Below are 24,056 nucleotides of genomic sequence, written 5' to 3' on the forward strand. Positions count from 1 at the left end.
TCAAGGAGTTAGCGAGAGTGAGTCCGGGGGCGCGCGAATCGGTTTTGCCGCAAAGATTCGTGGAGCAACTTTTTCGGTTCAGACCAGACCGTTCAGGTCTTCCAAAAGCATCCGGGTACGGACGGCGTCGTGACTTTCCAAAACCATGCGCGCGCGGGCGGCGGCGGAGGTGAATTCGATCTGACGCAGTCGCTGCTTCACCCGCAACAAGGCTGTCGCGGCCATCGACAGATCGCGGACGCCCAGTCCCAGCAAAAGCGCTGTAAGCGCTGGGTCGCCCGCGATTTCGCCGCAAACGGAAACGGGAATACGGGCACGCAGGGCGGCCTGTATGGTGAAATCCATCAGGCGTAGAACGCCTGGATGCAGCGGATTATAAAGATGTGCGACCTGATCGTCGCTGCGGTCGATCGCCAGTGTATATTGGGTCAGATCGTTGGTGCCCAGTGCGAAAAAGTCGCTGACCTGTGCCAAGGCGTCGGCGGCGAGGGCGGCCCCCGGCACCTCTATCATCACGCCCAGGGGCGGCGGCGTTTCCGGTAATTCGACGCCGCGTCGGCGCAGTCGGCGGATCATCCGCGTCATGATGTCGCGAACCTTTCGGACTTCCTGCGCGGTGGTGATCATCGGCAATAGGATACGGACCGGACCCAGAGCCGACGCCCGCAGAATCGCACATAATTGCGTTTCCAGAAGCTTCGGGCGTTTCAGGGACAATCGGATCGCCCGCAGTCCCAAGGCCGGATTCGCGCTGGTCCCGATATCATTGCCCAGCGCGTAGGATAGTTTCTCGCCGCCGACATCGATCGTGCGGATCGTGACCGGCCGTCCCTTCATTGCGCTGACGACGGCGGCCAGGACCTCGTATTGTTCGTCTTCCGACGGCGCGTCGTCGCGGTTCATGAACAGGAATTCGGTGCGGAACAAACCGACCCCGTCGGCGCCGTTACGCATCGCGGTTTCCGCCTCGCCCGGGAGTTCCAGGTTGGCCTCCAACCGGACGGAAACACCGTCGCGCGTCGCCGCCGGTTCGCCGATCAGGGCTTCCAGCCGCCGCCGTTCCCGTTCCTGGGCCGCCAGTTTTTCCCGATACCGGGATTCCGTGGCGGGTTCGGGATTGACGATCAACAGGCCTTCCTGACCGTCCAGGATGACCGGCGTGCCCGCCGGGATATTCATCGCATCGGCGCCGATTCCCAACACCGCCGGAATACCGAGTGAGCGTGCCAAGATGGCCGTGTGACCCTGTGCACCGCCTTGGACGGCGACAAAACCGGGAACACGGTCGGGACGCATCAGGGCCGTATCGGCGGGGGAAATGGCTTCCGCGATCAGGATCGCGCCATGGGCGGCCTCCGCGAAGGCGTTTTTGGGTTCCGCCGTCAGGTTGCGTAACACGCGGTGCGCGACCTCCCGGATATCGTCCGCACGGGCGGCGAGGTAACGGTTGTCCATGGCCTGGAACCCGTCGATCAGCGTATCGCTTTCTCGTTTCATCGCGGCGGCGGCAGTCAGGCCGTCGCTGCGGATCCGGTCGCGCGCGCCGCGCACGAGGCGTGTCTCGCCCAGCATCTGCGCATGGGCTTCCAGGATGTCGGCCAATTCGTCGGCGACCGCGTCCGACATGCGCCGCCGGATGCGTTTCAGGGCGAGAATCTGACGGCGGCTTTTCCGAACCGCCTTTTCCAGGCGTTCGACCTCATCATCGCGCTCCGCCTCTTCAACGAGGGTATCCGGGATGGAAAAGCCGCCCCGGTCGATGCGCGACGCCCGTCCGAACGCGATCCCCGGGGAGACCCCGATCCCGGTCAGGACTTCCTGATCGCGGTTCTGGTCACGTCCGGCTGTCATAATGACCTATTCTTCCTCGTGAAATCCGGCTTCCACCAGATCGGTGATTTCGCTCAGGGCGGCGTCGGCGTCCGGGCCGGAGGCGGAAACGTCGATCGTCGTTCCCTTTGCGGCGGCCAGCATCATCAATCCCATGATCGATGTGCCCGTTACGGTCTGGCCGTCGCGGCTGACCTCCACATGGGCATCGAACTTTTCCGCCGTCTGCACGAATTTCGCGGCGGCGCGCGCATGCAACCCGCGCATGTTGCAAATGGTAAGCGTCCGAACCGACATGTTACCCCAGAAGCTTGCTGGCGATATTGATATATTTCGTGCCTGCTTCCTGGGCCTGGGCCACGGCTTCGTCCAGGGGAAGAGTGCCACGCACCTTCGACAGTTTGATCAGCATGGGCAGGTTCAGCCCGGCGATGACTTCCACCTTCGCCTGATCCATGACGGATATCGCCAGATTGGACGGCGTCCCGCCGAACATATCGGTCAGAAGGACGACCCCGTCGCCGGTATCCACACCCTTGACTGCCTCCAGAATATCGACCCGCCGCCGTTCCATATCGTCATCGGGGCCGATGCAGATCGCGGTGACGCCGTCCTGCTTGCCGACAACATGTTCCATCGCGGACACGAACTCCTTGGCGAGCCCGCCATGGGTAACGAGGACCAATCCGATCATGCGCGTTTCTCTCTCCTGCCTCTCCTGGGACGGCGCGACTTCCCGTCAGGAAGTCGGTTTTGGCATGTCCCGGTGATAACGGTAAACCCGTCTGCCCGATTGCTCCAGCCAATCCGCCAATCTTTCCGCCATATAGACGGATCGATGTTTGCCGCCGGTACAGCCGAAGGCAATGGTGAAGTAGCTTTTCCCCTCCGCCGCCTGCCGGGGCAGGGTACGGTTCAACAGCGCCTGCATGTCTTCCAGAAAGCCGGTGCTGTCCGGGTCCGCGGCGATGGCCGCGCCGACCTGGGCGTCCAGGCCGGTCTTGTCGCGCAGATCCGGGTCGTAATGCGGGTTCGTCAGGAACCGCACGTCCAGGACCATATCCGCCTCTCGCGGCAACCCCTTGCGATAGGAAAAGGACATGACCGTGATCGCGGTCCCGACGACCGGGCCGCCGCTGCCGACCAGCGACGTCAAACGCTGTTTGAAGTCCCAGATGGTCATGCCGCTGGTATCCATCAGGATATCGGCGCGTTCCGATAGGGGCGCGATCGCCCGGCGTTCCAGGCGGATGCCGTCCGCAACGGGACGGTCGTCCGCCAATGGGTGCTTGCGCCGAGTTTCCGTGAACCGACGCAGCAGATCGTCGTCGCTGCAATCCAGGAACAGGGTCGTGACCTTCAGGTCGGTATCGGTCTTCAGCGTTTCGATTTCGTCCAGCAGCGGCCCGACGCCGAAATCGCGGCTGCGGATATCGACGCCGATGGCGACCGGCTTCGCACCGGGGTCGTCACGCAGGGATTGCGCCAGTCGCGGCAGGAAGCTGAGCGGCAAATTATCGACGGCTTCGAAGCCGATATCTTCCAATACCGCCAGCGCCGTCGACCGGCCCGCGCCGGACATGCCGGTGACCAAGACAAGGTCGATATCCTGACGTATCGCCGTCATCCGGTTCGAACTCCCAATCCATATGTGAGGGCGGCGCGCACCTTCGTCGGGGCTGAGGCCTCGAACGGGTTCAACCGCAAACAGGGCAGAGAGACACCGTTCAAAACCCGGCTTTGTGACTCTTCCGGTAGTCTCGGCACCGGACCGCTTGCCGGGTCCAGATCGACGACCAAGGCCACCGGGACATGGTCGCGGTGCGGCAATTGAATAAGGCCGACCCCGCGCACCTCCAGCAGCCCGACGAGCGGCGCGGGCGCGCTGGCCAGAAGAGCGCCGTTCGACTCCTCAATGCTGGTCCGATCGTCCGCGACAAGCTCGGCGCCTGCCTCGATCAAACGCAGCGCCAGATCCGATTTTCCGGATCCGGAAGGGCCAGTCAACAGCACGCCCCTATCATCTATCGCTACGGTGGTCGCATGTATCGATGGCATGCACCTTCCTCCCGTCAAGGAAGGTGCGGTGCAGCATCGATCCTGTCAATCCGATCCGAATGGGCGCCGCTGGAACGGCGGTTCAAATTTCTGCTGTATAGGGAGGTGCCGGATTGTATTCCATTTCATGCTGAACTGTGCGCGCGAAATCGGGATCATACAGTTGCCCGACGATCCACAGCGCCATGTCGATTCCGGCGGAAACGCCGGCGGCGGTGACGAGTTTTCCGTCCCGGACAAAGCGCGGCCCGGATAAAACGTCCGTCTCGCCCCAGCTTCGGATCGGATCAATGGCGGACCAATGCGTCGTCACTCTTTTACCCTTTGCCAAACCGGATTTAATCATCAGCCGTGCCCCGGTGCAGACGCTGGTTGCCCATGTCGCCGCTGCGCCTCGTTCCGCGATCCAGGACAATACTTCTTTGTCGTCAACCAATAGTTTCGACCCGTCTCCGCCAGGAACCAGCAATACGTCGAGAGGCGGACAATTGGCGAAGCTGTAATCGGGGATCACGCGTAGTCCTTTGCGCGCCCGAACAGGTTGCCCGTCTCGAGAGATGCAGATCAACCGGTCGCCGGGCTTTTCTTCGGCGGCCATGCCGAAGACTTCCCAGGGGCCGATAGCGTCCAGTTCCTCAAAATCTTCAAAAAGCAGAATGCCGTAAGTAACGCTCATGAAAGCGGTCTCCTTTCCGATGCGGGGTAACGTACTTCCGGTTGGTCAGGCAGCCGGTCGCCGGGTCGCTTGAAAACGGTCGCGGTAATCGGCCGGGGAGAGGTGCAATATGCGCAAGAAGGCGCGGCGCATATGTTCTGCGTCACCGAAACCTCTTGCGACGGCAATCCGGTCCAGGCTTCCGTCGCCCGCCTCAAGGTCGCGCCGCGCGGCGTCGATTCTGGCGCGTTCCACGAAGCGCGCGGGCGTCATACCGAAACTTTCCGTGAAATGGCGCTGGAAGCTTCGGCGGCTCATCCCGGCACGGTCGGCTAGGTTTTCCACGGTCAACCGGTCATTCAGGTTGTCGAAAATCCAGCGCTGTAGCTCGGTGAATCTTGAGGGTGCCTGTTGTTGCGCCATCAGTTCCGCGGAGAATTGAGATTGACCGCCGGGTCGTTTGAGAAAGAGCACGAGTTCGCGTGCCGTTGCCAATGCTGTGTCGCGGCCGTGATCCGTCTCGATCAGTGCCAGCGCCATGTCCATGCCCGCCGTCACGCCCGCGCTGGTCCAAATTCCCGTGTCTTCCTGAAAGATGGCGTCAGGAACAACGGAAATGTCGGGAAAGTCGCGGGCCAATCGTTCGGCGCTTTCCCAATGCGTGGTGGCGCGCCGTCCGGCTAGAAGTCCGGCTTCGGCTAGAAGGAATGCACCGGTACAGACAGAGCCGATCCGCCGTGTCCGGCCTGCCGCACGGGCCAGCCAGGCCGTGAGGGCGGTATTGCCGCGCTGATTGAACGTACCGCGCCCACCGACGGTCAGAATGGTGTCGAACCGGCCAGGATCGATATCCGCTAGCGCTCGCGCGGGGCCGACGGACAAACCATTCGACGACTGAATCAGCCCCGCCTCGGTCGAGAGCATGACGGTTTCATAGTCGCCGCCGAAGCAGTTCGCGATGCTGAACGTCTCAAGTGGGCCGGTCAGATCAAGTATCTGAAAATCGCTGAAGACGATAAAGGCAATGGTCTTGGTCGGCATGAAGCACCCTCGATCAATCAGACCGCGAGTCTGCCGTGGATGTTGCTTGGCGCAAAGGCCAATAAACCGACGAATTGCGCCAAAAACGAGAGGCCCAAAGAAGCGGCGGCCGCCGGAGGGGGAGCCGGCGGCCGCCTATCGCGGTTGCAACGACCTAGCTTGAGGTCGTCCTGGGGCCGTTGGGGGGGCGCCCCAGTGAGAGGGGAGGTCTCAGCGGTTTAGATATTGGTCTTTGAAATGTGCTTTGTAGGGGTGGAAATAAGGCAATTTCGGGGCAGTTGGTCACGGGCGCGTGACCGCATTTCTAACGCTCCGAAAAGGCCAGATGCGCCCCCAGCCCGATCAGGATCGATCCTCCGGCCCAGCGGATCAGGCGGATCGTCCGTTGCCCTTTCGATACGGCGGATAGTACCGCGCCCGTCAATAAGACCGCCACCACGTCCGCCAGGGAAAAGGCCAGATTGACGATCAGGCCCAGGATCAACATTTGCCCCCAGATCGGTAGGGCGGCCTCCGGACTGGCGAACTGCGGCAGGAAGGCGACAAAGAACAACGCCGTCTTGGGATTGAGGATTTCCACGACCATGCTTTGCAGGAAGGCGCGGCTTTCGGATCGGCGGCGCATTTCCGGCTGGGGCACGGAGGGATCGAAACGGCTGCGCAGGATGCCGAAGCCGATATAGATCAGATACAGCGCCCCGCCGATCTTCAGGACGGAATAGAGAAGCGGTACCAAGCTAAACAGCGCGGCGAGACCCAGGGCCGCGCCCCCGACATGGGCGAAGCCGCCCAGATGGATGCCCAGTGCCGCCATGAAGCCGCCGCGCCGTCCATGGGCCAGCGTTTGAGCCGCCGTGTACAACAAGGCCGGTCCGGGCAAGATGGCGAAGACCAGGGTCGCGGCAAAGAACGGCAATAGGGTTTCCCAACCGGGCATGACATTGGCTCCCAGGACTATCTCGCTAGTCGAATTGCCCGAAAACCGGGCGCTTGCAAGGTCCATTTAGAAGGGAAGGAAGTGCCGGATCGTTGTGACATATAAAAATATATCTTAAACGCTTGAATTTCTCATTTTGTAAGATATATCTTAACACATCTAAAATAGATTGGAGTTATAGAAATGAGACATGGAAGCGGCGACCCCGGACGGGGCCAGGGCCGTGGGCACGGTCGGGGACACGGCCATGGCGATCACGGCGATCATGGTGAACATGGTCATACGGGCCGTCACCGTGGCGGCAAAGGACACCAAGGGGGACGCCACGGACGCCGTCGTGTGGTCGACGGCGGGGAATTGCGCCTGCTGATCCTGAAGCTATTGTCGGATACGCCGCGTCACGGCTACGACCTGATCCGCGAGATTGAAGATCTGACCGGCGGCGCCTACGCGCCCAGTCCGGGAATGGTCTATCCGACTTTGTCGCTGATGCAGGATCTGGGCCTGATCGTGGAAACGGAATCCGAAGGCACCCGAAAGGCCTTTTCCGTTACCGAGGCCGGTGCCGCGGAACTGGAAAAAGACGCCGATACCGCCGATGCGGTTCTGGCCCGACTATCGGAAATCGGCGAGACCCAGGAACGGGTCGGCGGCGGACCTGTCAAACGGGCGATGGAAAATCTACATCAGGTTTTACGCAGCCGCATGATGCAGGACGACGCGACCAAGGACACGGCCTTCGACGCGGCGGCAATCCTGGACGAGGCCGCGCAGCGCATTGAACGTCTTTAAATGAAGGAAGAAAACGATATGGCGATTAGCAGCCGGGCCATGGTGCCGACGCAAAGCGGCAGCCGCTATCTTCAACAATTGTGCAAACACTGGTCCCATAACCTATCCGTCGACTTTACGGCCCAGGAAGGCCGGGTCGTCTTCCCGAAGGAAGGCCGTTCCGGTTCCTGGCCGGAGGATGCGGTCTTGAGCATGACGGCCCATGCCGATCATCTGGAATGCCGGTTGGACGCCAGCGCGGAAGGTCAGCGCGACACGTTGCAAGACGTGGTCGTCAAGCATCTGGACCGCTTCGCCTTCCGGGAAGCGCCGCTGACATTCGATTGGCAGATCATGGACTGACCGTCAGGACGAAAAATCGCGGGTGTCGTCGATGACCTTGCCGTCATTGGGCAGGCTGCCCGGTTCGGCCAGCACGACGGCACCCTTCAGTTTCGTCACGCTTTGCACCGTTTCCGCGATCTTCGCGGCGTCGATATCGCCGGTCGCCTCGCAATGGACGGTCATGACATCCTTCTTCGCGTCGTCGGAGGAGATGACGATGCGGGCCTTCGTGATTTCCGCGAACCGGGCGACGATTTCCGCGACCTGATTGGGGCGCACGAACATGCCTCGGATTTTCGCGGTCTGATCGGCGCGGCCCATCCACCCCTTGATGCGCGGCGCGGTCCGTCCGCAGGGGCTGACGCCCGGCAGGATGGCCGACAGATCGCCGGTCGCGAACCGGATCAGCGGATAATCGCGGTTGGTCAGCAGGGTAACCACGACCTCGCCGACTTCTCCCAGATCCACGGGATCGCCGGTGCCCGGGCGGACGATTTCGACGATCACATCCTCGTCGGTGATCAGGCCTTCCATCGCCTTGCTTTCATAGGCGACGTTGCCCAGATCGGCGGTGCCGTAGGTCTGAAGGCAGGTCATGCCCCGGTCGTGATAGTCCTGACGCATCGACGGGAACAACGGTCCCGCGCCGACCATCAGCGTTTTCAAGCTCGACAGGTCCAGCTTCAGGTCCGCCGCCTTGTCCAGTAGCGCCTTCGGATAGTCCGGCGTCCCGGCATAGGCCGTCGCCTTGTATAGCGACATGGCCTGCACCACGGCTTCCGTATTGCCGATCCCGGCGGGTAGGACCGTCGCGCCGCAGGCGTGGCAGGCTTCCTCGAACATACGGCCCGCGGGGGTCAGGTGATAGGAAAAACAGTTGGCGACGATATCGCCGTTACGAAGCCCGGCCGCCCAGGCCGCGCGGCCGAAGCGCCACCAATCATGGGCGGGGGCGTATCCGTCCGGGTCCAGGATCGGGCCCGGCGACATATAGACCCGCGCCAGATCCTTCACCGGCACGGCCAGCATCCCGCCGAAGGGCGGTTCCTTGCCTTGCATGTCGATCAGGTCGGATTTTCGAACCACCGGCAATTTGGCCAGATCGCTCAAGTCGTCGGCGGTGAAACCGGCCAGCGTTTGATCGAAATAGGGGGCTTGCCGGGCCCGTTCGATCTGGACCTTCAGCAGATCCAATTGACGGGCCGCGCGTTCGTCCGCGCTTTGCGTTTCAAACTCGTCAAAATATTCGGTCATCGAAACCCCACTTACAGCCAGCGTTTGCGGCGCTTGTAGTGTTTGACCTCTCGGAAGTTCTTGCGGCCTTCCTTGGACAGGCCCAGATAGAATTCCTTCACATCCTCGTTGGACAGAAGGGCGTCGGCCTCACCGTCCATTACGACGCGACCGCTTTCAAGGATGTAGCCGTAATCGGCATAGCGTAGGGCGACATTGGTGTTCTGCTCCGCCAGCAGGAAGGTCACGCCCTCGTTCTCGTTCAGTTGCTTGACGATCTGGAATATCTGTTCGACCAACTGCGGGGCGAGGCCCATGGACGGCTCGTCCAGGAGGATCAGCTTCGGTTTCGCCATCATCGCGCGCCCGATGGCGCACATCTGCTGCTCGCCGCCGGAGGTATAGCCCGCCTGACTTTTGCGGCGTTCCTTCAGGCGCGGAAAGTATTCGTAGATTTTTTCAAGATCGGCCTTCACCTCGGACCCGCCGCCGCGCGTATAGGCGCCGGTCAGCAGGTTTTCCTCAATCGTCAAATGTTCGAAGCAATGGCGGCCTTCCATGACCTGCACGCAGCCCCGCTTGACCAGATCGTTGGCGGTCAGGTGATGCACCTTTTCGCCCAGCAGTTCGATACTGCCTTTCGTGACCTCGCCGCGTTCGGCGCGCAACAGGTTGGAAATGGATTTCAGTGTCGTGCTTTTGCCGGCCCCGTTGGCGCCCAGCAGGGCGACGATCCCGCCCTCCGGAACCGACAGGGAGACACCTTTGAGAACCAGGATCACATGGTCGTAGATCACCTCCACGTTGTTGACGCGCAACAGGGCGTCTTTCGGGGCGGTTTCCGCGATTTGATCCAAAGCTACGGCGCTCATCGGCGTCTCCCTATACGGCTTAACGGTTACTCAAACACCCGCTCTTACGAGCAGCTACGGGGCTGCAGCCCCTGTTCCGCGGCATAAGCCTCGGCATCCTGTTCAATCAGCGGACGGGTCAGGTCGGACATGGCCGGGACCCAGTCGGAGATGATTTCATACTCCGACCCGTTCCACTGCTGGATCAGGACCGCCGGGTTCTGACCTTCGTGGTTCTGACAGGTGACCTGCACGGCCGGCGTCAGGCCGGTGGCCCCCAGCTTCGCGATGTCGTCATCGGTCATGTTCAGGTTTTCCAGGGCCCACTGCATTTCCTCGCCGGTGATGACGCGGTTGCCGTATTTCGCCTGGGCGGCCCGGATCGCTTCTACGGCGACGATCGCGTTGGACAGACCGCGGTTATACAGCACGCGGCCCCACTGATCGCCCTTACCGGCGAATTTGCCGGTGTCGTAGATGTACTTCTTCAGGTCCTGATAGAGCGGGTAGTCCGCACCGGCACCGTGGAAGTTGGCGGCCTTGTAGCCGACAGCCCCGTCGCCGGCGGCTTCCACGGCGTCTTCGCCCGCGGCCCACCAGTTGCCGATGAAGTGATCCATCGGGAATTTGATGGAGGCGGCTTCGTTCACGGCGGTGCCGTTCATCGCGCCCCAACCCCACATGATGGCGTAGTCCGGACGCTGACGGCGAATCTTGAGCCAGATCGACTTTTGTTCCGTCATGGACGCCGGCGGCACCGGGTAGCGGTCGAAGGCGAAGCCGAATTTCTGGGCCAGAATGTCCAGCGTCGGCAGCGGTTCCTTACCGTAGGGGTGGTCCAGGTAGATATAGGCGAAGTTCTTGCCTTTCAGCTTGTCCACGCCGCCTTCCTGATCGGCGATGTACTGGACGATGGCGGTGGCCTGGTTCCAATAGGTCGACGGGAAGTTGAAGACATACGGGAAGTAGCGCCCGTCGGCGGCGGAGGTCCGGCCATAGCCCATGGACAGGATCGGAATTTTATCCTGCGTCGCCTTTTCGATCAGGGCGTAGGTGATGCCCGTCGACCACGGCGAATAGAAGGTAGCGCCACTGCCTTCGTTCTTCGTCCGGTCATAGCATTCGACGCCACGGTCGGTGTTATAGCCGGTTTCGCATTCGACGACCTTCAGCTTGACGCCGTTGATGCCGCCGTCGCGCTCGTTGATCAGGTTGAAGTAATCCGCGAAGCCGTCGGCCAGCGAAATGCCGCCCGGCGCATACGGACCCGTGCGGTACACCAGGGACGGGATGACCTGTTCGTCCGCCGACGCGGTCCCGGCGGTGAAGGCGCCGGCCCCGATCGCTGCGCCAAGCGCCATGCCCAGCAGGGCTTTCGGCGTCTTGGACAAGTAACGTCTCACCAACATATTGAGTTCCTCCTTGCTGTCTGTCATTTGCCCGCCCCCTTGTGGTCGGGGGCTTAGGGTTTCATGGTCCTTCCGCGCCTCAATGCGGGAAGGGCCACAATCTCAGTTTCTCCTTCGCGATCTGCCACAGCCGCGCGAGGCCGTGCGGTTCCACGATCAGGAAGAAGATGATCGCGCCGCCGAACACCATGAACTCGATATGGGTCACGATATCGGTGGCGAGTTCCAGGCCGAACCAGGCCGGGACGTTGTTCAGGAAGATCGGCAGCAGGAAGATGAAGGCCGCGCCCAGGAAAGACCCCAGGACCGAGCCCAGCCCGCCGATGATCACCATGAATAGGATTTGGAAGGACCGGTTGATGCTGAACGCGGTCGGTTCCACCGAATTGATGTAGCAGAAGGACCACAGCGCCCCGGCCACACCGCAATAAAAGCTGCTGATCGCGAAGGCGCTGAGCTTGGTCCACAACGGTTGGATCCCGATCAGTTCCGCGGCGATATCCATATCGCGGATCGCCATCCAGGACCGGCCGATGCGGCTGCGTGCCATGTTGCGGGCGACGATCGCGAGGACGATCGTGAAGGCCAGCACGAACAGATATTTGGGTTCGGGCTGCGCTTCCGCGCCGGTTACCTTGTATCCCAAGATCGCCATGGGCGGGGTCGACGGCACGCCGGACAGGCTGTCGTTGACGAACCAGGGCACGGCCTGGAACAGCCAGATCAGGAAGAACTGCGCCGCCAGCGTCGCGACGGCCAGATAGAAGCCCTTGATACGCAGGCTGGGCAGGCCGAAAACGATCCCGATTCCCGCCGCGAACAGACCGCCGATAAGAACCGGCACCCAGACCGGCATGAAGTCGGGCATATTCGTTGCGACCTTGTAGGACATATAGGCCCCGGCGGCCATGAAGCCCCCGGTCCCCAGCGACAACTGTCCGGCGTATCCCGTCAGGATGTTCAGCCCCAAGGCCGCGATGGACAGGATCAGCACCGGGATCAGGATGGATTCCAGCCAGTATTGCGACCCGATCAGGGGCACGACGACGGCGGCGAATACGACGACGGCGATCACGAACCACCGGTCCATCGGGATCGGCAGCATCTGCTGGTCGGCGGCGTAGGAGGTTTTGAACTGGCCGGCTTCGCGGTAAATCATTGTCGTAACCCCTCTTACACGCGCTCGATGATTTTTTCGCCGAACAGGCCCTGCGGTCGGAAGACCAGGAAGGCCAGCGCGAGGATATAGGCGAACCATTCCTCGATCGCGCCGGAGAAGCTGGGATAGAAGCTCTGGATCGCGTCGACGAGGTAGATTTCGGACAGTTTCTCGCCCGCGCCGATGATCAGCCCACCGACGATGGCGCCGGGGATTGAGGTGAACCCGCCCAGGATCAGAACCGGCAGGGCCTTCAACGCCAGAACGGTCAGCGAGAACTGCACGCCCAGCTTCGATCCCCACATGATGCCCGCGACCAGGGCGACAAATCCGGCGACGGACCAGACGATGATCCAGATGTGATTCAGCGGGATACCGATCGACAGGGCGGCTTGGTGATCGTCCGCCACGGCGCGCAGTGCCCGGCCGATGCGGGTGTAGTGGAAGAACAGGGCCAGCGCGATGACAAGGACGCTCGCCACCACGGCGGCGAACATGTCGTTCTGCTGGATCATCGCTTCGCCCAGGAAGAACACGTCGTCGGGGATACCGACGTCCAGCGGTTTGATGCTCGACCCCCACAACATCTCCCCGAAACCTTCCAGGAAGATCGCGATGCCGATCGTCGCCATGAACAGCGAAATATGCGGCTGGTTCACGAGCGGGCGCAGCACGACGCGTTCGATCACGAAGGACAGCAGCACCATGACGCCCATGGCCAGGATGAAGCACAGCCAGACCGGTATGCCCATGTCCAGGAAGCCGACGAAGTTCAGGGCCGCGAACAGCACCATCACCCCCTGGGCGAAGTTGAACACGCTGGACGCCTTGAAAATCAGCACGAAGCCCAGCGCGACCAGGGAATACATGACCCCGGCCATCAGACCGCCGACAAGGACCTCGACAAAGAACCACAGATCGAAAGGATCGACTCCAAGGAGCGTGGCGATGGTTTCCATTCTTCCCTTACCTCCCGATTAGTCGTGCGCAACGCCGAGATAGGCGTCGATCACGGCCTGATTGCCCCGCACCTCTTCCGGCGTGCCGTCCGCCAGAAGCGAGCCGTAATCCAGCACGACAAGACGGTCCGACAGATCCATGACCACGCCCATGTCGTGTTCGATCAGCGCGATCGTGGTGCCGAAATGTTCGTTCACATCGATGATGAAGCGCGACATGTCCTCTTTTTCCTCGAGGTTCATGCCCGCCATCGGTTCGTCCAACAGCAGCAGCGTCGGTTCCGCGGCCAGGGCTCGACCCAGTTCGACCCGCTTTTGCAAGCCATAGGGCAGGCGCCCGACCGGTGTCTTGCGGATTGCCTGAATTTCCAGGAAATCGATGATGTCCTCGACGAATTCGCGGTGTTCGATTTCTTCCGATTTGCCGCGTCCGAAATAGAAGGCCTGTTCGATCAGGCTCGCCTTCTGTTTCAGGATGCGGCCGGTCATGATGTTGTCCAACGTCGACATGCCCTTGAACAGGGCGATGTTCTGAAAGGTGCGGGCAATGCCGTTGGTCGCCGCGTCATGCGGGCGCATCGGGCTGTAGGTCTTGCCGTTATACCAGATCGACCCTTCCTGCGGCTGATAGAACCCGTTGATGCAATTCAGCATCGACGATTTGCCCGCGCCGTTCGGACCGATGATCGACCGGACCTCGCCCTTGCGGATGTCGAAGGATACGCCGTTGATCGCCTTCACCCCGCCGAAACGAAGGGTGATGTTCTCCACGCGCAACAGGACGTCGCCGATCCGGTCCTTCCGTTCCTGCGCGCCCGTGGTCGGGTCTTGGCCGCTGGCCATTTGTGCGGTCGTATTCAAACCGTCGCCTCCCTGAAACTCTTATTATCCGGTGCGTTTCGCGCCGATTGTCGCCGGTGCTTTTGCACCGATTTTTGTTGATTACTCTGCCGCCGCCGCGACCTGTCCCTGAACGGGAACAGTCTGGGTGTCGGTGATGTTCACGGTCGCTTCGAGCATGCCCTTGCGGCCGTCCTCGAAGGTGATCTCGCTGCGGATCGACGCCGTCGTTGCGGCCGGATCGTACAGCGCCGAAATCATCGTTTCGTATTTTTCGGCGATGAAGCTGCGGCGCACCTTGCTGGTCCGCGTCAATTCCCCGTCATCCGCGTCCAGCATTTTGGGCAGCAGCAGGAAGCGGTGAATTTGCGATCCGGCCACCATTTCCTCGCCCGCGAGATCGCGGTTCACCTGTTCGACATGCGATTTGATGGTCTTATAGACTTCGGGATGCGCGGACAGTTCCTGATAAGACGCATAGGAAATGTTGTTGCGTTCCGCCCAGTTGCCGACGGCTTCCAGGTCGATATTGATGAAGCAGGCGCAATAGTCGCGTTCATGTCCGAAGGCGACGACTTCCTTGATCGCCGGGAAGAATTTCAGCTTGTTTTCGATGTATTTCGGCGCGAACAGCGTGCCGTTGTTCAGCTTGCCGACATCCTTCGCCCGGTCGATGATTTTCAGATGCCCGCGGTCGTCGATGAAACCCGCGTCGCCGGTATGGACCCAGCCGTCCGGCGTTTTCGTGTCCTTCGTCGCTTCCGGATTTTTGAAATATTCCATGAAGACGCTGGGGCTGCGGAACAGGACCTCGCCGCTTTCCGCGATTCGGATTTCAACTTCCGGCGCCGGGGTGCCGACCGTGTCGTCATAGATTTCGCCGTTCGGCTGAATCGTGACGAACACGGATGCTTCAGTCGATCCGTAAAGCTGCTTCAGGTTTATCCCGATGGAGCGGTAGAAGGCGAAGATATCCGGCCCGATCGCCTCCCCGGCGGTATAGCCGATGCGCACGCGGCTGAAGCCCAACACGTTCTTCAACGGCCCATAGACCAGTATTTCGCCCAAGGCGTATTTGATCCGGTCCATCAGCGAGACGGGGGCGCCGTCGAGGATACGCACGCCGACCTTGCGGGCGTGATCCATGAAGTATTTGAACATCCCGCGTTTGATCGTGCCGGCGTCCTCCATCCGGATCATCACCGTGGTCAGGATATTTTCGAACATGCGCGGAGGGGCGAAGAAATAGGTCGGCCCCAATTCGCGCAGGTCGGTCAGGACCGTATCGCTGCTTTCCGGGCAGGCGACGCACATGCCGCATACATAGGCCTGACCGTAGGAAAAGATATGGTCGCCGATCCAGGCGATGGGCAGATAGGCAAGGCTTTCGTCCGTCGCTTTCAACCCTTCGAACCGGGCACCGTTATAGGCCGCGCGCATGACGTTGCGGAAGCTGAGCAACACGCCCTTCGGATTGCCGGTCGTGCCGGAGGTATAGGGGATGATCGACGGGTCGTCCGCCGAGCCCTTGTCGATTTCCTGATCGATCTGATGCGGATGGGCGTCGAGGATTTCCGCACCCTTTGCCACCACAGCGTCGTAATGGTGCAGGAACGGTTGCGGGTAATCGCGCACGCCCCGCGATTCGTCATAGACGATCGCTTCCAGATGGGGCAGCCGGTCCTTGATGGACAGCAGTTTGTCGACCTGTTCCTGGTCTTCCACGACCGCGAAGCGGGCTTCGGAATGGCTCAACGGATAGTGGATCTCTTCCGCCACCGAGTCCTGATAGACCGGCACCGGGACCGCGCCCAGGCACTGCGCCATGCAGATCGTCCAATAAAGACGCGGGCAGTTATCGCCGACAATGGCGATCCGGTCGCCGCGTTGGACGCCCAGGGCCTGCATCCCGGCGGCGAATTTGAAGATTTCGTCTTTAACCTGTTTCCAGGACCAGGTCTTCCAGATGCCGAAATTCTTTTCCCGCATGCTGGGGCGATCGCCGATATGCGCGGCGTTGTACCGCAATAATTTCGGGAACGTGTCGTAGGTGTCGATATCCGGCAAATGTGCTGCCGGCGGAATCGCCGCAGCGGTATAGATTTGCGACCCGGTCATAACCAGTCGTGGCCTCCCTAGAACCCTGTCGGCGCCGGGTTTTTGGTCGGTCTTCACCGCCTTTTTCAGGCCGGTGTGCCGTCCGGTCGCCGTTTTCTTATTCATATCCTAGGGGTGAAGCCGTGAATACGGAAGGCAAGAATGCCGCCAGAACCGCTTCCGCCTTTCCCGTTCGGATACCGTTACCATACGCTTGCGTATGGTTTGTAGCCGGGGCAGAATTGTTCGTCAATGGAACAAGTCCTAAAATTAATAGAAAAAAGTGAATGCTGCAAAGCAGCAAGAATACGGGTCGGGGATGGAACGCAAAAAAGCGGCGGAGAACGCCGGAAAGAAGAATGTCGGTGGCCGACGCGGCGCCTCGGCACGGCTGACGCGGGAAGATTGGGTTCGGATGGCCTATAAGATGCTATCCGAAAACGGGGCGCGATCGCTGAATGTCGAGGCGCTGGCCAAGCGTTTGGGCGTGACGAAGGGCAGCTTTTACTGGCATTTCAAGGACCGGGCGGACTTGCTGGAAGGCGTTCTGGGCCGCTGGCATGTGCAACTCGTCATCGAACGGACGGAGGCATCGGGCGGCAGCCCGACCGACCGTCTGCGCTATATGCTCAATATCGTTATGAACGCGCGGCGTCCGGGACGCGGCGGGTCGCTTGAATTGGCGATGCGCAGTTGGGCCAGGCGCGACCCCCGCGTGGCGGAGGTTGTCGAATCCGTCGATATCCGCCGTTTGGAATATACCGCTGGGCTGTTCCGGGAATGCGGATACAGCGAGGCGGAAGCGGAAGCGCGCGCGATGCTGCTGTTCTCCTATATTTTCTCGCAGGGGATCCTGAGTTTCGGAAACGACAGGGTGCTGGACGAATCGCTGCACAGCCAATGTTGCCGCCTGATCGAAGGCGAACTGGAGCGAATGGCCGCGGAATAGGGAAGCGCGTCAGGCGCGCCCGTCCAAAGCCTTCGGAACCGGCCCGCCGGTAACCCAGTCCAGCAATTCCACCGTATGCACGACCGCCATGTCGGTGCCCGATGCGATCTGTTCCAGGCAGCCGATATTGCCCGCCGCGACGATGGCCGCCCCGGTCTTTTCGATATTCGCGAGTTTTCGGGCCTTCAGCGTATCGGCCAGTTCCGGTTGCAGCAGGTTGTAGGTCCCGGCGGACCCGCAGCACAGATGCCCTTCGGCCGGGCTTTTCACCGCGAACCCGGCCTGGGACAGCAGGGTTTTCGGCAGGTCGGTGATCTTCTGCCCGTGCTGCATCGAACAGGCGGAATGATAGGCGACGGTGCTTCCGTCCTGGACGGTGACGGCGGGCAGGCCCTTTTCCGCGACGAATTCGGTGATGTCCTTGGTCAGGGCGGATATCGCCTTGGCCGGTTCCGCCAGATCGCCGTCGGTCCGGAACATGAAGCCGTAATCCTTCACCGTCGTGCCGCAGCCCGATGCGTTGATGATCACGGCATCCAGACCGTCCCCGTCGATTTCGCGGGTCCAGGCGCGGATATTGCGCGCGGCCTGACCGTGGCTGCTCTTCGTGTCGCCCATGTGATGGGTCAGCGCCCCACAGCATCCGGCCCCGGCCGCGACCACGACGTCATAGCCCATGCGGGTCAACAGGCGGATCGTCGCCTCGTTGATGCGCGGCTGCAAAACCTGCTGGGCGCAGCCGGACATCAGCGCGACCCGGCCCTTGCGCGGCCCTTCCGCCGGTATCGTCTGGGGCACGTCCCACAGGGACGGCTTTTCGATCCGGCTGGGCGCCATGCGGAACATCGCGCCCAACCGGCCCGGCAGGTGTTTCAGCACCGGCTTGCCGATCCAGGCACCGACCAGCGACAGGCGGAACAGTTGCGGATTGGGCAGGACCCAGGCCAGAACCTTGCGCAGCGCCCGGTCGAAGACGGGCCGCTTGAACCGGTCGTGAATGCGTTCCCGCGCGATGTCGACCAGATGCATGTAATGCACGCCGGACGGACAGGTCGTCATGCAGCTCAGGCAGGACAGGCAGCGGTCGATATGCGTGACCAGGGATGGGGCGGGATCCTTGTCCCCCTCCAGCATATCCTTGATCTGATAGATACGCCCGCGCGGACTGTCCAATTCGTCGCCCAAGGTCACATAGGTCGGACAGGTCGCCGTACAGAACCCGCAATGCACGCATTTCCGAAGAATATCGTTTGCCGTCGCAAGATCCGGGTCTTCAAGCTGCGCCAGGGAGAAGTGAGTTTGCATGATACCTAAACTCCCTCGCTCATCCGGCCGGGATTGAGGACGCCGTTCGGGTCGAAACTGTCTTTCAGGCGTTTCGTGATGGCCGCCAGCGGGGCGGGTTGCGGGTGGAAGACGGAAATAGTGTTGCGAAGGGTATCGCCGGCGCGGATCAGGGTGGCGTGGCCGCCGACCGTGTTCACCGCGTCGCGGACCGGTTCGTGTGCGCCCTGGCGCGGGGCGTCGACGGCCAGCCAGATCAGGCCGCCCGCCCAGTCCAGATAGGCTTCCACCGCTTTCAGATGGCTCAGCGCGGACAGAATCGTCGGGGCGTCGGTCGGGGCGACGGAGATTTTCCAGACGACTCGGTCGTCGCTGCGGAACGGCTCCACATCGCGGATCGATTTCCAGAAATTCGCGGAATTGTGGCTGTGCAGTTCTTCCGTTTCGCCCAGGGGCGACAGCAGATCGCGCAGTTTGGCGCAGCGATATTCGACGGACGGGCCGAAGCCTTCGATGCGCAGGGCCGTGACCGATCCGCCCGCCTGCCGGATATGGTCGGTGTCGGATCGATCCGCGATGCTTTGCGGAATCCAGGCCGCGCCGGACACTTCGAACGGGCCGTTCAGACCGCTCGCCAAAGCCGCGACGGCCTGGGACGGGTCGAGGCCGAAGACCAGCACGGTGCGCGTCTTTTCCGGTGCCGGCAGGACCTTCACGGTCATCGCCGTCATCGCCGCCAAGGTACCGTAGGACCCGCACAGGACTTTGGACAGGTCATAGCCGGTGACGTTCTTCATCACCCGCCCGCCGGATTTGACCTTCTGCGCCCGTCCGGAAACGGCGTCGAAACCCAGGAAATGGTCGCGGGCCGCGCCGTCCTTGATCCGGCGGGAACCGGACAGGTTACACGCGATCACGCCGCCGATCGTGCCAGAATTCGGTGCACCCAGCAGGCCGGATAGGTCCGGTGGGTCGAAGGCCAGTTGCTGGCGATTTTCGCGCAGCAATGCCTCGATCTCCGCCAGCGGGGTCGCCGGACCGGCGGCAAGGACCAGTTCCTCCGGTTCGTAGAGCGAAACACCAGCAAAGGCGGTGAGGTCCAATCCCGTACGGCCCGACATCGGCCGCCCGAGACGGTGTTTCGTCTTCGCGCCGTGTACGGCCAAAGGTTTGCGTTCCGAATTCGCCCAGGCGATCAGATCGACAAGGTGATCTTCGGTATCGGGCCGATAGGTATCCGTCATGGCGCGCCCTCCTCTTAGAACCGGGGAAGGTCAGGGAAGGGTATTTGCCCCTTGTGGATATGCATGCGGCCCAATTCGGCGCAGCGGTGAAGCTGCGGAAAGACCTTGCCGGGATTCAGCAGGGCATCGGGGTCGAAGACGCATTTCACGCGCTGCTGCTGTTTCAGGTCTTCTTCGGTGAACATTTCCGGCATCAGATCGCGCTTTTCGACGCCGACGCCGTGTTCGCCGGTCAATACGCCGCCGACCTCGACACAGAGTTTCAGGATATCCGCGCCGAAGTTCTCCGCCCTTTCCAATTCGCCCGGATTGTTGGCGTCATACATGATCAGCGGATGTAGATTGCCGTCCCCGGCATGAAAGACATTGGCGACGCGCAGGCCGTATCGGTTGGACATCTCCGTCATACGGGTCAGGACTTCCGGCAGGCGGTTGCGCGGGATCGTGCCGTCCATGCACAGGTAATCCGGTGACAGGCGGCCGACGGCGGGGAAGGCGGCCTTGCGTCCGGCCCAGAACAGCGCGCGTTCCTCGTCGGACGACGATTGACGCATCGACGTCGCGCCGCAGGCCTTGGCGATATCGCCGACCCGGTCGATCAGGTGGTCGACTTCCGCTTCCGGCCCGTCCAGTTCGACGATCAGCAGCGCCTCGCAATCCATGGGATAGTCGGCATGGACGAAATCTTCGGCCGCGATGATGGCCGGTTTGTCCATCATCTCCATGCCGCCGGGGATAATCCCCGCCGCGATGGTCTTGGCCACGCAATCGCCGCCCGCCTCGCTGGACGGAAAACCGATCAACAACGCCCGGGCCGTTTCCGGTTTCGGCAGCAGGCGCACCGTGACTTCGGTCACGACGCCCAGCAACCCTTCCGATCCGACGATCAGGCCCAACAGGTCGTAGGCCTCGGAATCCAGATGCTTGCCGCCCAGACGCACGATTTCGCCGTCGATGGTGACCAGTTCGACGCCCAGGACGTTGTTCGTCGTCAGGCCGTATTTCAAACAGTGCACACCGCCGGAATTTTCCGCGACATTGCCGCCGATGGTACAGGCGATCTGGCTGGACGGGTCCGGCGCATAGTAGAAACCGTCGCCTTCCACCGCCTTGGTGATCGCCAGATTCGTTACACCCGGCTGCACGCGGGCGCATCGGTTGGGATAGTCGACGTCCAACACGCGATTGAATTTCGCCATGGCCAGCAACACGCCGTCGGCGAGCGGTAAGGCACCGCCGGACAGGCTGGTCCCCGCGCCGCGCGGCACGACCTTGATGCCATTGGCGTGGCAGTATTTCAGGACGGCGGCGACCTGTTCCACGGTTTCCGGCAGAACGACGACCAGCGGCATGGTGCGATAGGCGGTCAGCGCATCCGTTTCATAGGCGCGTCGCGCATCCTCATCGACGATGACATTGTCGGCCGGTACGATTCCGCGCAAGGCCTCCGCAATAGCAAGGCGGCGGTCGATCACGCCCGCGTCCGGAATCGGCATCTTCATGGGGAACAGGCCTTTCTTTTTCGGTTAGACCAACTGTTACCGGCGGGGGATGAAAGGGTCAATCCCGCGCCAATCCCTTATAGGCCAACCTTAAGGCGTCGCGTACCGCGCGCCAGGCCGCGCCGCGCCAGACGGGATCGCTGGGGCAGGCGGTCAGGGCGGCCGGGCGGCCGCTGGCCGTTCGTGCGAACTGGCCGCTTAGGGAATAGGTGCCGACTTCCAACATGATCTCCGTGTGACGGGTCGCGCTCAGCAAGCTGCCGAGGCCACCCGCGCAGGGTGTCGTACCGATATCGATATCCGATGTCGGCATGCTGGGCGCGAACCATTGCACGGCGCGGTCGTAGCCCGCGGATCGGTCCGGAGAACAGGGCAGGAAGGCGACTTCCCCCGACGGGCCCAGGCCGCTGCGCGGGTCGATCAGGCAGACGTCGCGCATGTCGGACAGCCAGGTATCCGCTATGGATTTCAGAACCGACCCGGGCCAGGCGGGCGGCGACATGGATGCCAGCGGCCGTTCCGCCAGCCGGTTCCAATCGAAACCCTTATCCTGCTGAAACGCGGAAAAACGGCGTTCGGCCTCGGACAGGATGTCGTCGGACCAGACCGCTTCGCCGTCCTTCGTCGTCTCCAGATAGGGCCAGATGGGGCCGCCCGGATTTGCCGCATGCACCAGGATCAGGGAAATATCGCGCGGCAGGTCGCGAAAGCCGCCTTCCGTCAGGACGCCCAATGCGGCGGCGCAGCCATACAGACCCGCCGGACCCGCCGCGCCGGAACACAGGACCACCGATTTGCGGGCCTCCGGCGATCCCAGCCGCGTCGTATCGCAATGAAGTGTCGTCCCGGACGGGTCGGGCAGATCGGACCGAAAGGACACGACGCGCAGACCGATCCGGTCGCAGGCGGTCAGGAACCGCTCCCGCGCCTGGGTAATCGACTCGCTGAAACAGGCAACAGTGCCGGTCATCGTCTAGGGTCCCCGAAATCTGGCGGGCCACTCTAACGGGGTATCGAAATAGGGCAAGGTTGCCGCGTCATACCCCGCCCGTCATAGTGTACGGACATAGCGAGGGAGAGTGTGTTATGCGGTATCCCCCGGCAATCCGCGGCTTTGCGGCGGCGGCACTTGTATGCCTTGGCGTTCTTGCTGTTATCGGAACGCCCGTTCAGTCCCGCGCGGATCAAAACGATCCCCGTTTGGGCGAATTCTTCGAAATTCTGTTGAATGCTCCGTTGATGAGCCCACAAGCTCAGCTCGCTCAGGCGCAGATATGGACGATCTGGCTGGACGCGCCCAGCGCCAGCGGTCGTGTCTTGATGGAACAGGGCCTTGCGCAGATGCAAAGCGGCGCCATCGATGATGCGGTTGAGACATTTGATGCTTTGATCTCACTGGAACCGAGGTTTGCCGAGGCCTGGAACAAGCGGGCCACGGTGAATTTCATGGCCGGAAACTACGCGGATGCGATGGCGGATATCGAGGAGACGCTTTCCCTTGAACCACGCCATTTCGGGGCGCAATCCGGCAAGGGCCTTGTCCTGGACGCGATGGGGGAGAAGGAAGCCGCGCTGGAAGCCCTCGAGAAAGCGTTGAGAATTAACCCTCATATGCCGCAGATTTTGCTGTTGGTCGAAGACTTGAAAAAAAACCTTCGTGGGCAGCAGCTTTAAAAACGAAAAAAGCCGGACATCCGACGGGATGTCCGGCTTTTGAAGAAATGACGTTGCGTCTTAGCCGCGCAGCGACCCGACTTTTGCAATGCTGGCCGGCATCGCGTGACCGTATTGCTCGGTAACCAGGGACACGATGCGCTTGGTTTCGTCCGCGCCCAGGCTGTCCATCAACTCGCACGGGGCCTTGCCGAAGCGCAGGGCGAGACCGGCACCCATGTCGATATCGGCGGGGGTGGCGACGTCTTCGTCGATTTCCTGCAATACCGGGAAGAAGGTCGCGGCGCGCAGGCGGTCGGCGATCACGGCATCCGCGTCGGCACTGCCGGCGGCATCCTCACCGATTTCGAATTCGTAATCGGTGTCGCCCTTGTCCGCCAGGGTCTTCGCCAGCGTGTAGAACGCGCCGTGCGGACCCAGGTTGCGCTGGGCGTGGAACATGATTTTCGGCTTCACCAGGTTCATGACCAGGAACGGACCGGCGGCGACGCCCAGGCAATCCTGCGCGACGCGGTCGATCTGCGCCGGGGTGCCGACGCCTTCGTCCAGCAGACGCACGGCCTCGTTGCCATAGGGGACGAAGAAACGGTTGATGGCGAAACCGAAGCGGTCCTTGCAGGGGATCGGCTTTTTCGCCGTCGCGCGGCAGAAATCGATGCAGCGTTGATAGATCGCGTCATCGGTCTTCTCACCCTTCACGACCTCGACGATCGGGTTGATCGCCGCCGGGTTGAAGTAGTGCAGACCCAGGAAGCGGGACGGATTGTCGACCGCTTCGGCCAGATCGGACACCTGCAGCGCAGAGGTGTTGGTGGCGACCACCGTTTCCGGCTTCAGATGCGGGTTCAGGCGGGCGAACAGGTCTTCCTTGACCGACTGTTCCTCGAAAATCGCCTCGATGATCAGATCGCAGGCGCTCAGCGCCGCAAGGTCGGTGGACGTGCTGATCCGGGCGGTCGCGGCGGCCGCGTCTTCGGCGGTCATTTTGCCTTTTTCGGCGGCCCGGTCATAGAATTTCTTGGCCGCGCCCTTGCCGCGTTCGACGGCGGCGTCGGTCGTGTCGACGAGAACGACCGCGACCCCTTGTTGGCCCAGGCTGGTGGCGATGCCGGATCCCATGGTGCCCGCGCCGATGATACCCACTTTGCTGAACGTCATTTCAATCCCCTTTCCGCCATGCGGTTTTTGATGTGCGGTTTATTGATATCCGGTTATCCG

The 24,056-nt window shown here is 61.7% G+C and carries 25 protein-coding genes; 5 read left to right on the plus strand and 20 right to left on the minus strand.

Features of this window, described 5'->3' with window-relative positions:
- Positions 1–78: 78 nt before the first annotated feature.
- The 8 genes from ptsP to HH303_RS15045 form a co-directional block, all read right to left on the minus strand.
- On the minus strand, positions 79–1,851 hold the full coding sequence (ptsP, locus tag HH303_RS15010) for a phosphoenolpyruvate--protein phosphotransferase (protein WP_169626184.1): 1,773 nt from the start codon (positions 1,849–1,851) through the stop codon (positions 79–81).
- 6 nt (positions 1,852–1,857) lie between these two features.
- Positions 1,858–2,127 (minus strand): HPr family phosphocarrier protein, encoded by a 270-nt coding sequence (locus HH303_RS15015; protein ID WP_169626185.1) that lies wholly within the window; start codon positions 2,125–2,127, stop codon positions 1,858–1,860.
- 1 nt (position 2,128) lies between these two features.
- On the minus strand, positions 2,129–2,524 hold the full coding sequence (locus HH303_RS15020; protein ID WP_169626186.1) for a PTS sugar transporter subunit IIA: 396 nt from the start codon (positions 2,522–2,524) through the stop codon (positions 2,129–2,131).
- 45 nt (positions 2,525–2,569) lie between these two features.
- A complete protein-coding gene (gene rapZ, locus HH303_RS15025) occupies positions 2,570–3,457 on the minus strand; it encodes an RNase adapter RapZ (protein WP_169626187.1) in 888 nt (295 codons plus the stop codon).
- Complete coding sequence (locus HH303_RS15030) at positions 3,454–3,888, minus strand: HPr kinase/phosphorylase (RefSeq protein WP_169626188.1); 435 nt, start codon at positions 3,886–3,888, stop codon at positions 3,454–3,456. The genes rapZ and HH303_RS15030 overlap by 4 nt, the downstream gene beginning before the upstream one ends.
- 82 nt (positions 3,889–3,970) lie before the next feature.
- Positions 3,971–4,564, minus strand: coding sequence for a DJ-1/PfpI family protein (locus HH303_RS15035; RefSeq protein WP_169626189.1), 594 nt, complete (start codon positions 4,562–4,564; stop codon positions 3,971–3,973).
- Between the two features lie 45 nt (positions 4,565–4,609).
- Positions 4,610–5,584: a GlxA family transcriptional regulator gene (locus HH303_RS15040; protein WP_169626190.1), complete on the minus strand. Its 975-nt coding sequence runs from the start codon at positions 5,582–5,584 to the stop codon at positions 4,610–4,612.
- A 304-nt stretch (positions 5,585–5,888) separates the two neighbouring features.
- Entirely contained in the window at positions 5,889–6,521 is a 633-nt protein-coding gene (locus HH303_RS15045) for a LysE family translocator (protein ID WP_169626191.1), read from the minus strand.
- A gap of 190 nt (positions 6,522–6,711) precedes the next feature.
- Here HH303_RS15045 and HH303_RS20130 point away from each other — a divergent pair, with 190 nt between their 5' ends.
- The 3 genes from HH303_RS20130 to HH303_RS15055 are packed head-to-tail and all read left to right on the plus strand — an operon-like array spanning position 6,712 to position 7,655.
- The gene (locus HH303_RS20130) at positions 6,712–6,891 is read left to right on the plus strand and encodes a hypothetical protein (RefSeq protein ID WP_227421840.1); all 180 of its coding nucleotides are present in this window, start codon (positions 6,712–6,714) and stop codon (positions 6,889–6,891) included.
- On the plus strand, positions 6,861–7,313 hold the full coding sequence (locus tag HH303_RS15050; protein ID WP_319637425.1) for a PadR family transcriptional regulator: 453 nt from the start codon (positions 6,861–6,863) through the stop codon (positions 7,311–7,313). Before HH303_RS20130 ends, HH303_RS15050 begins: the two co-directional genes overlap by 31 nt.
- A gap of 18 nt (positions 7,314–7,331) precedes the next feature.
- Positions 7,332–7,655 carry a DUF2218 domain-containing protein gene (locus tag HH303_RS15055; RefSeq protein WP_169626193.1) on the plus strand — a complete coding sequence of 108 codons (324 nt, stop codon included), beginning with the start codon at positions 7,332–7,334 and terminating at the stop codon, positions 7,653–7,655.
- 3 nt (positions 7,656–7,658) lie between these two features.
- Here HH303_RS15055 and HH303_RS15060 read toward each other — a convergent pair whose 3' ends face one another.
- The 7 genes from HH303_RS15060 to HH303_RS15090 form a co-directional block, all read right to left on the minus strand.
- Complete coding sequence (locus HH303_RS15060; RefSeq protein ID WP_169626194.1) at positions 7,659–8,891, minus strand: phenylacetate--CoA ligase family protein; 1,233 nt, start codon at positions 8,889–8,891, stop codon at positions 7,659–7,661.
- 11 nt (positions 8,892–8,902) lie between these two features.
- The gene (locus tag HH303_RS15065) at positions 8,903–9,742 is read right to left on the minus strand and encodes an ABC transporter ATP-binding protein (RefSeq protein WP_169626195.1); all 840 of its coding nucleotides are present in this window, start codon (positions 9,740–9,742) and stop codon (positions 8,903–8,905) included.
- Positions 9,743–9,786: 44 nt separating this feature from the next.
- A complete protein-coding gene (locus HH303_RS15070; RefSeq protein ID WP_227421841.1) occupies positions 9,787–11,157 on the minus strand; it encodes an ABC transporter substrate-binding protein in 1,371 nt (456 codons plus the stop codon).
- 52 nt (positions 11,158–11,209) lie between these two features.
- Complete coding sequence (locus tag HH303_RS15075) at positions 11,210–12,289, minus strand: branched-chain amino acid ABC transporter permease (RefSeq protein ID WP_169626196.1); 1,080 nt, start codon at positions 12,287–12,289, stop codon at positions 11,210–11,212.
- A gap of 14 nt (positions 12,290–12,303) precedes the next feature.
- Positions 12,304–13,248, minus strand: a complete 945-nt coding sequence (locus HH303_RS15080; protein WP_227421842.1) for a branched-chain amino acid ABC transporter permease — start codon at positions 13,246–13,248, stop codon at positions 12,304–12,306.
- An 18-nt stretch (positions 13,249–13,266) separates the two neighbouring features.
- A complete protein-coding gene (locus HH303_RS15085; protein WP_227421843.1) occupies positions 13,267–14,109 on the minus strand; it encodes an ABC transporter ATP-binding protein in 843 nt (280 codons plus the stop codon).
- A gap of 81 nt (positions 14,110–14,190) precedes the next feature.
- A complete protein-coding gene (locus HH303_RS15090; RefSeq protein ID WP_169626197.1) occupies positions 14,191–16,206 on the minus strand; it encodes an AMP-binding protein in 2,016 nt (671 codons plus the stop codon).
- Positions 16,207–16,504: 298 nt separating this feature from the next.
- Between HH303_RS15090 and HH303_RS15095 the strand changes: the two genes are divergently transcribed.
- Entirely contained in the window at positions 16,505–17,134 is a 630-nt protein-coding gene (locus tag HH303_RS15095; protein ID WP_169626198.1) for a TetR/AcrR family transcriptional regulator, read from the plus strand.
- A 9-nt stretch (positions 17,135–17,143) separates the two neighbouring features.
- Here HH303_RS15095 and glcF read toward each other — a convergent pair whose 3' ends face one another.
- The 4 genes from glcF to HH303_RS15115 are packed head-to-tail and all read right to left on the minus strand — an operon-like array spanning position 17,144 to position 22,134.
- Positions 17,144–18,439 carry a glycolate oxidase subunit GlcF gene (glcF, locus tag HH303_RS15100; protein WP_169626199.1) on the minus strand — a complete coding sequence of 432 codons (1,296 nt, stop codon included), beginning with the start codon at positions 18,437–18,439 and terminating at the stop codon, positions 17,144–17,146.
- 5 nt (positions 18,440–18,444) lie between these two features.
- Positions 18,445–19,662, minus strand: a complete 1,218-nt coding sequence (gene glcE, locus HH303_RS15105; RefSeq protein ID WP_169626200.1) for a glycolate oxidase subunit GlcE — start codon at positions 19,660–19,662, stop codon at positions 18,445–18,447.
- A gap of 14 nt (positions 19,663–19,676) precedes the next feature.
- Positions 19,677–21,164 (minus strand): FAD-linked oxidase C-terminal domain-containing protein, encoded by a 1,488-nt coding sequence (locus HH303_RS15110; protein ID WP_169626201.1) that lies wholly within the window; start codon positions 21,162–21,164, stop codon positions 19,677–19,679.
- Between the two features lie 58 nt (positions 21,165–21,222).
- Positions 21,223–22,134: a DUF2817 domain-containing protein gene (locus HH303_RS15115; RefSeq protein ID WP_169626202.1), complete on the minus strand. Its 912-nt coding sequence runs from the start codon at positions 22,132–22,134 to the stop codon at positions 21,223–21,225.
- Between the two features lie 116 nt (positions 22,135–22,250).
- Between HH303_RS15115 and HH303_RS15120 the strand changes: the two genes are divergently transcribed.
- Entirely contained in the window at positions 22,251–22,838 is a 588-nt protein-coding gene (locus tag HH303_RS15120) for a tetratricopeptide repeat protein (protein ID WP_169626203.1), read from the plus strand.
- A gap of 60 nt (positions 22,839–22,898) precedes the next feature.
- Here HH303_RS15120 and HH303_RS15125 read toward each other — a convergent pair whose 3' ends face one another.
- On the minus strand, positions 22,899–23,996 hold the full coding sequence (locus tag HH303_RS15125; RefSeq protein ID WP_169626204.1) for a 3-hydroxyacyl-CoA dehydrogenase family protein: 1,098 nt from the start codon (positions 23,994–23,996) through the stop codon (positions 22,899–22,901).
- Positions 23,997–24,056: the final 60 nt, after the last annotated feature.

This window comes from Pacificispira spongiicola (genome assembly GCF_012926505.1).
GTDB lineage: Bacteria > Pseudomonadota > Alphaproteobacteria > UBA8366 > Aestuariispiraceae > Pacificispira > Pacificispira spongiicola.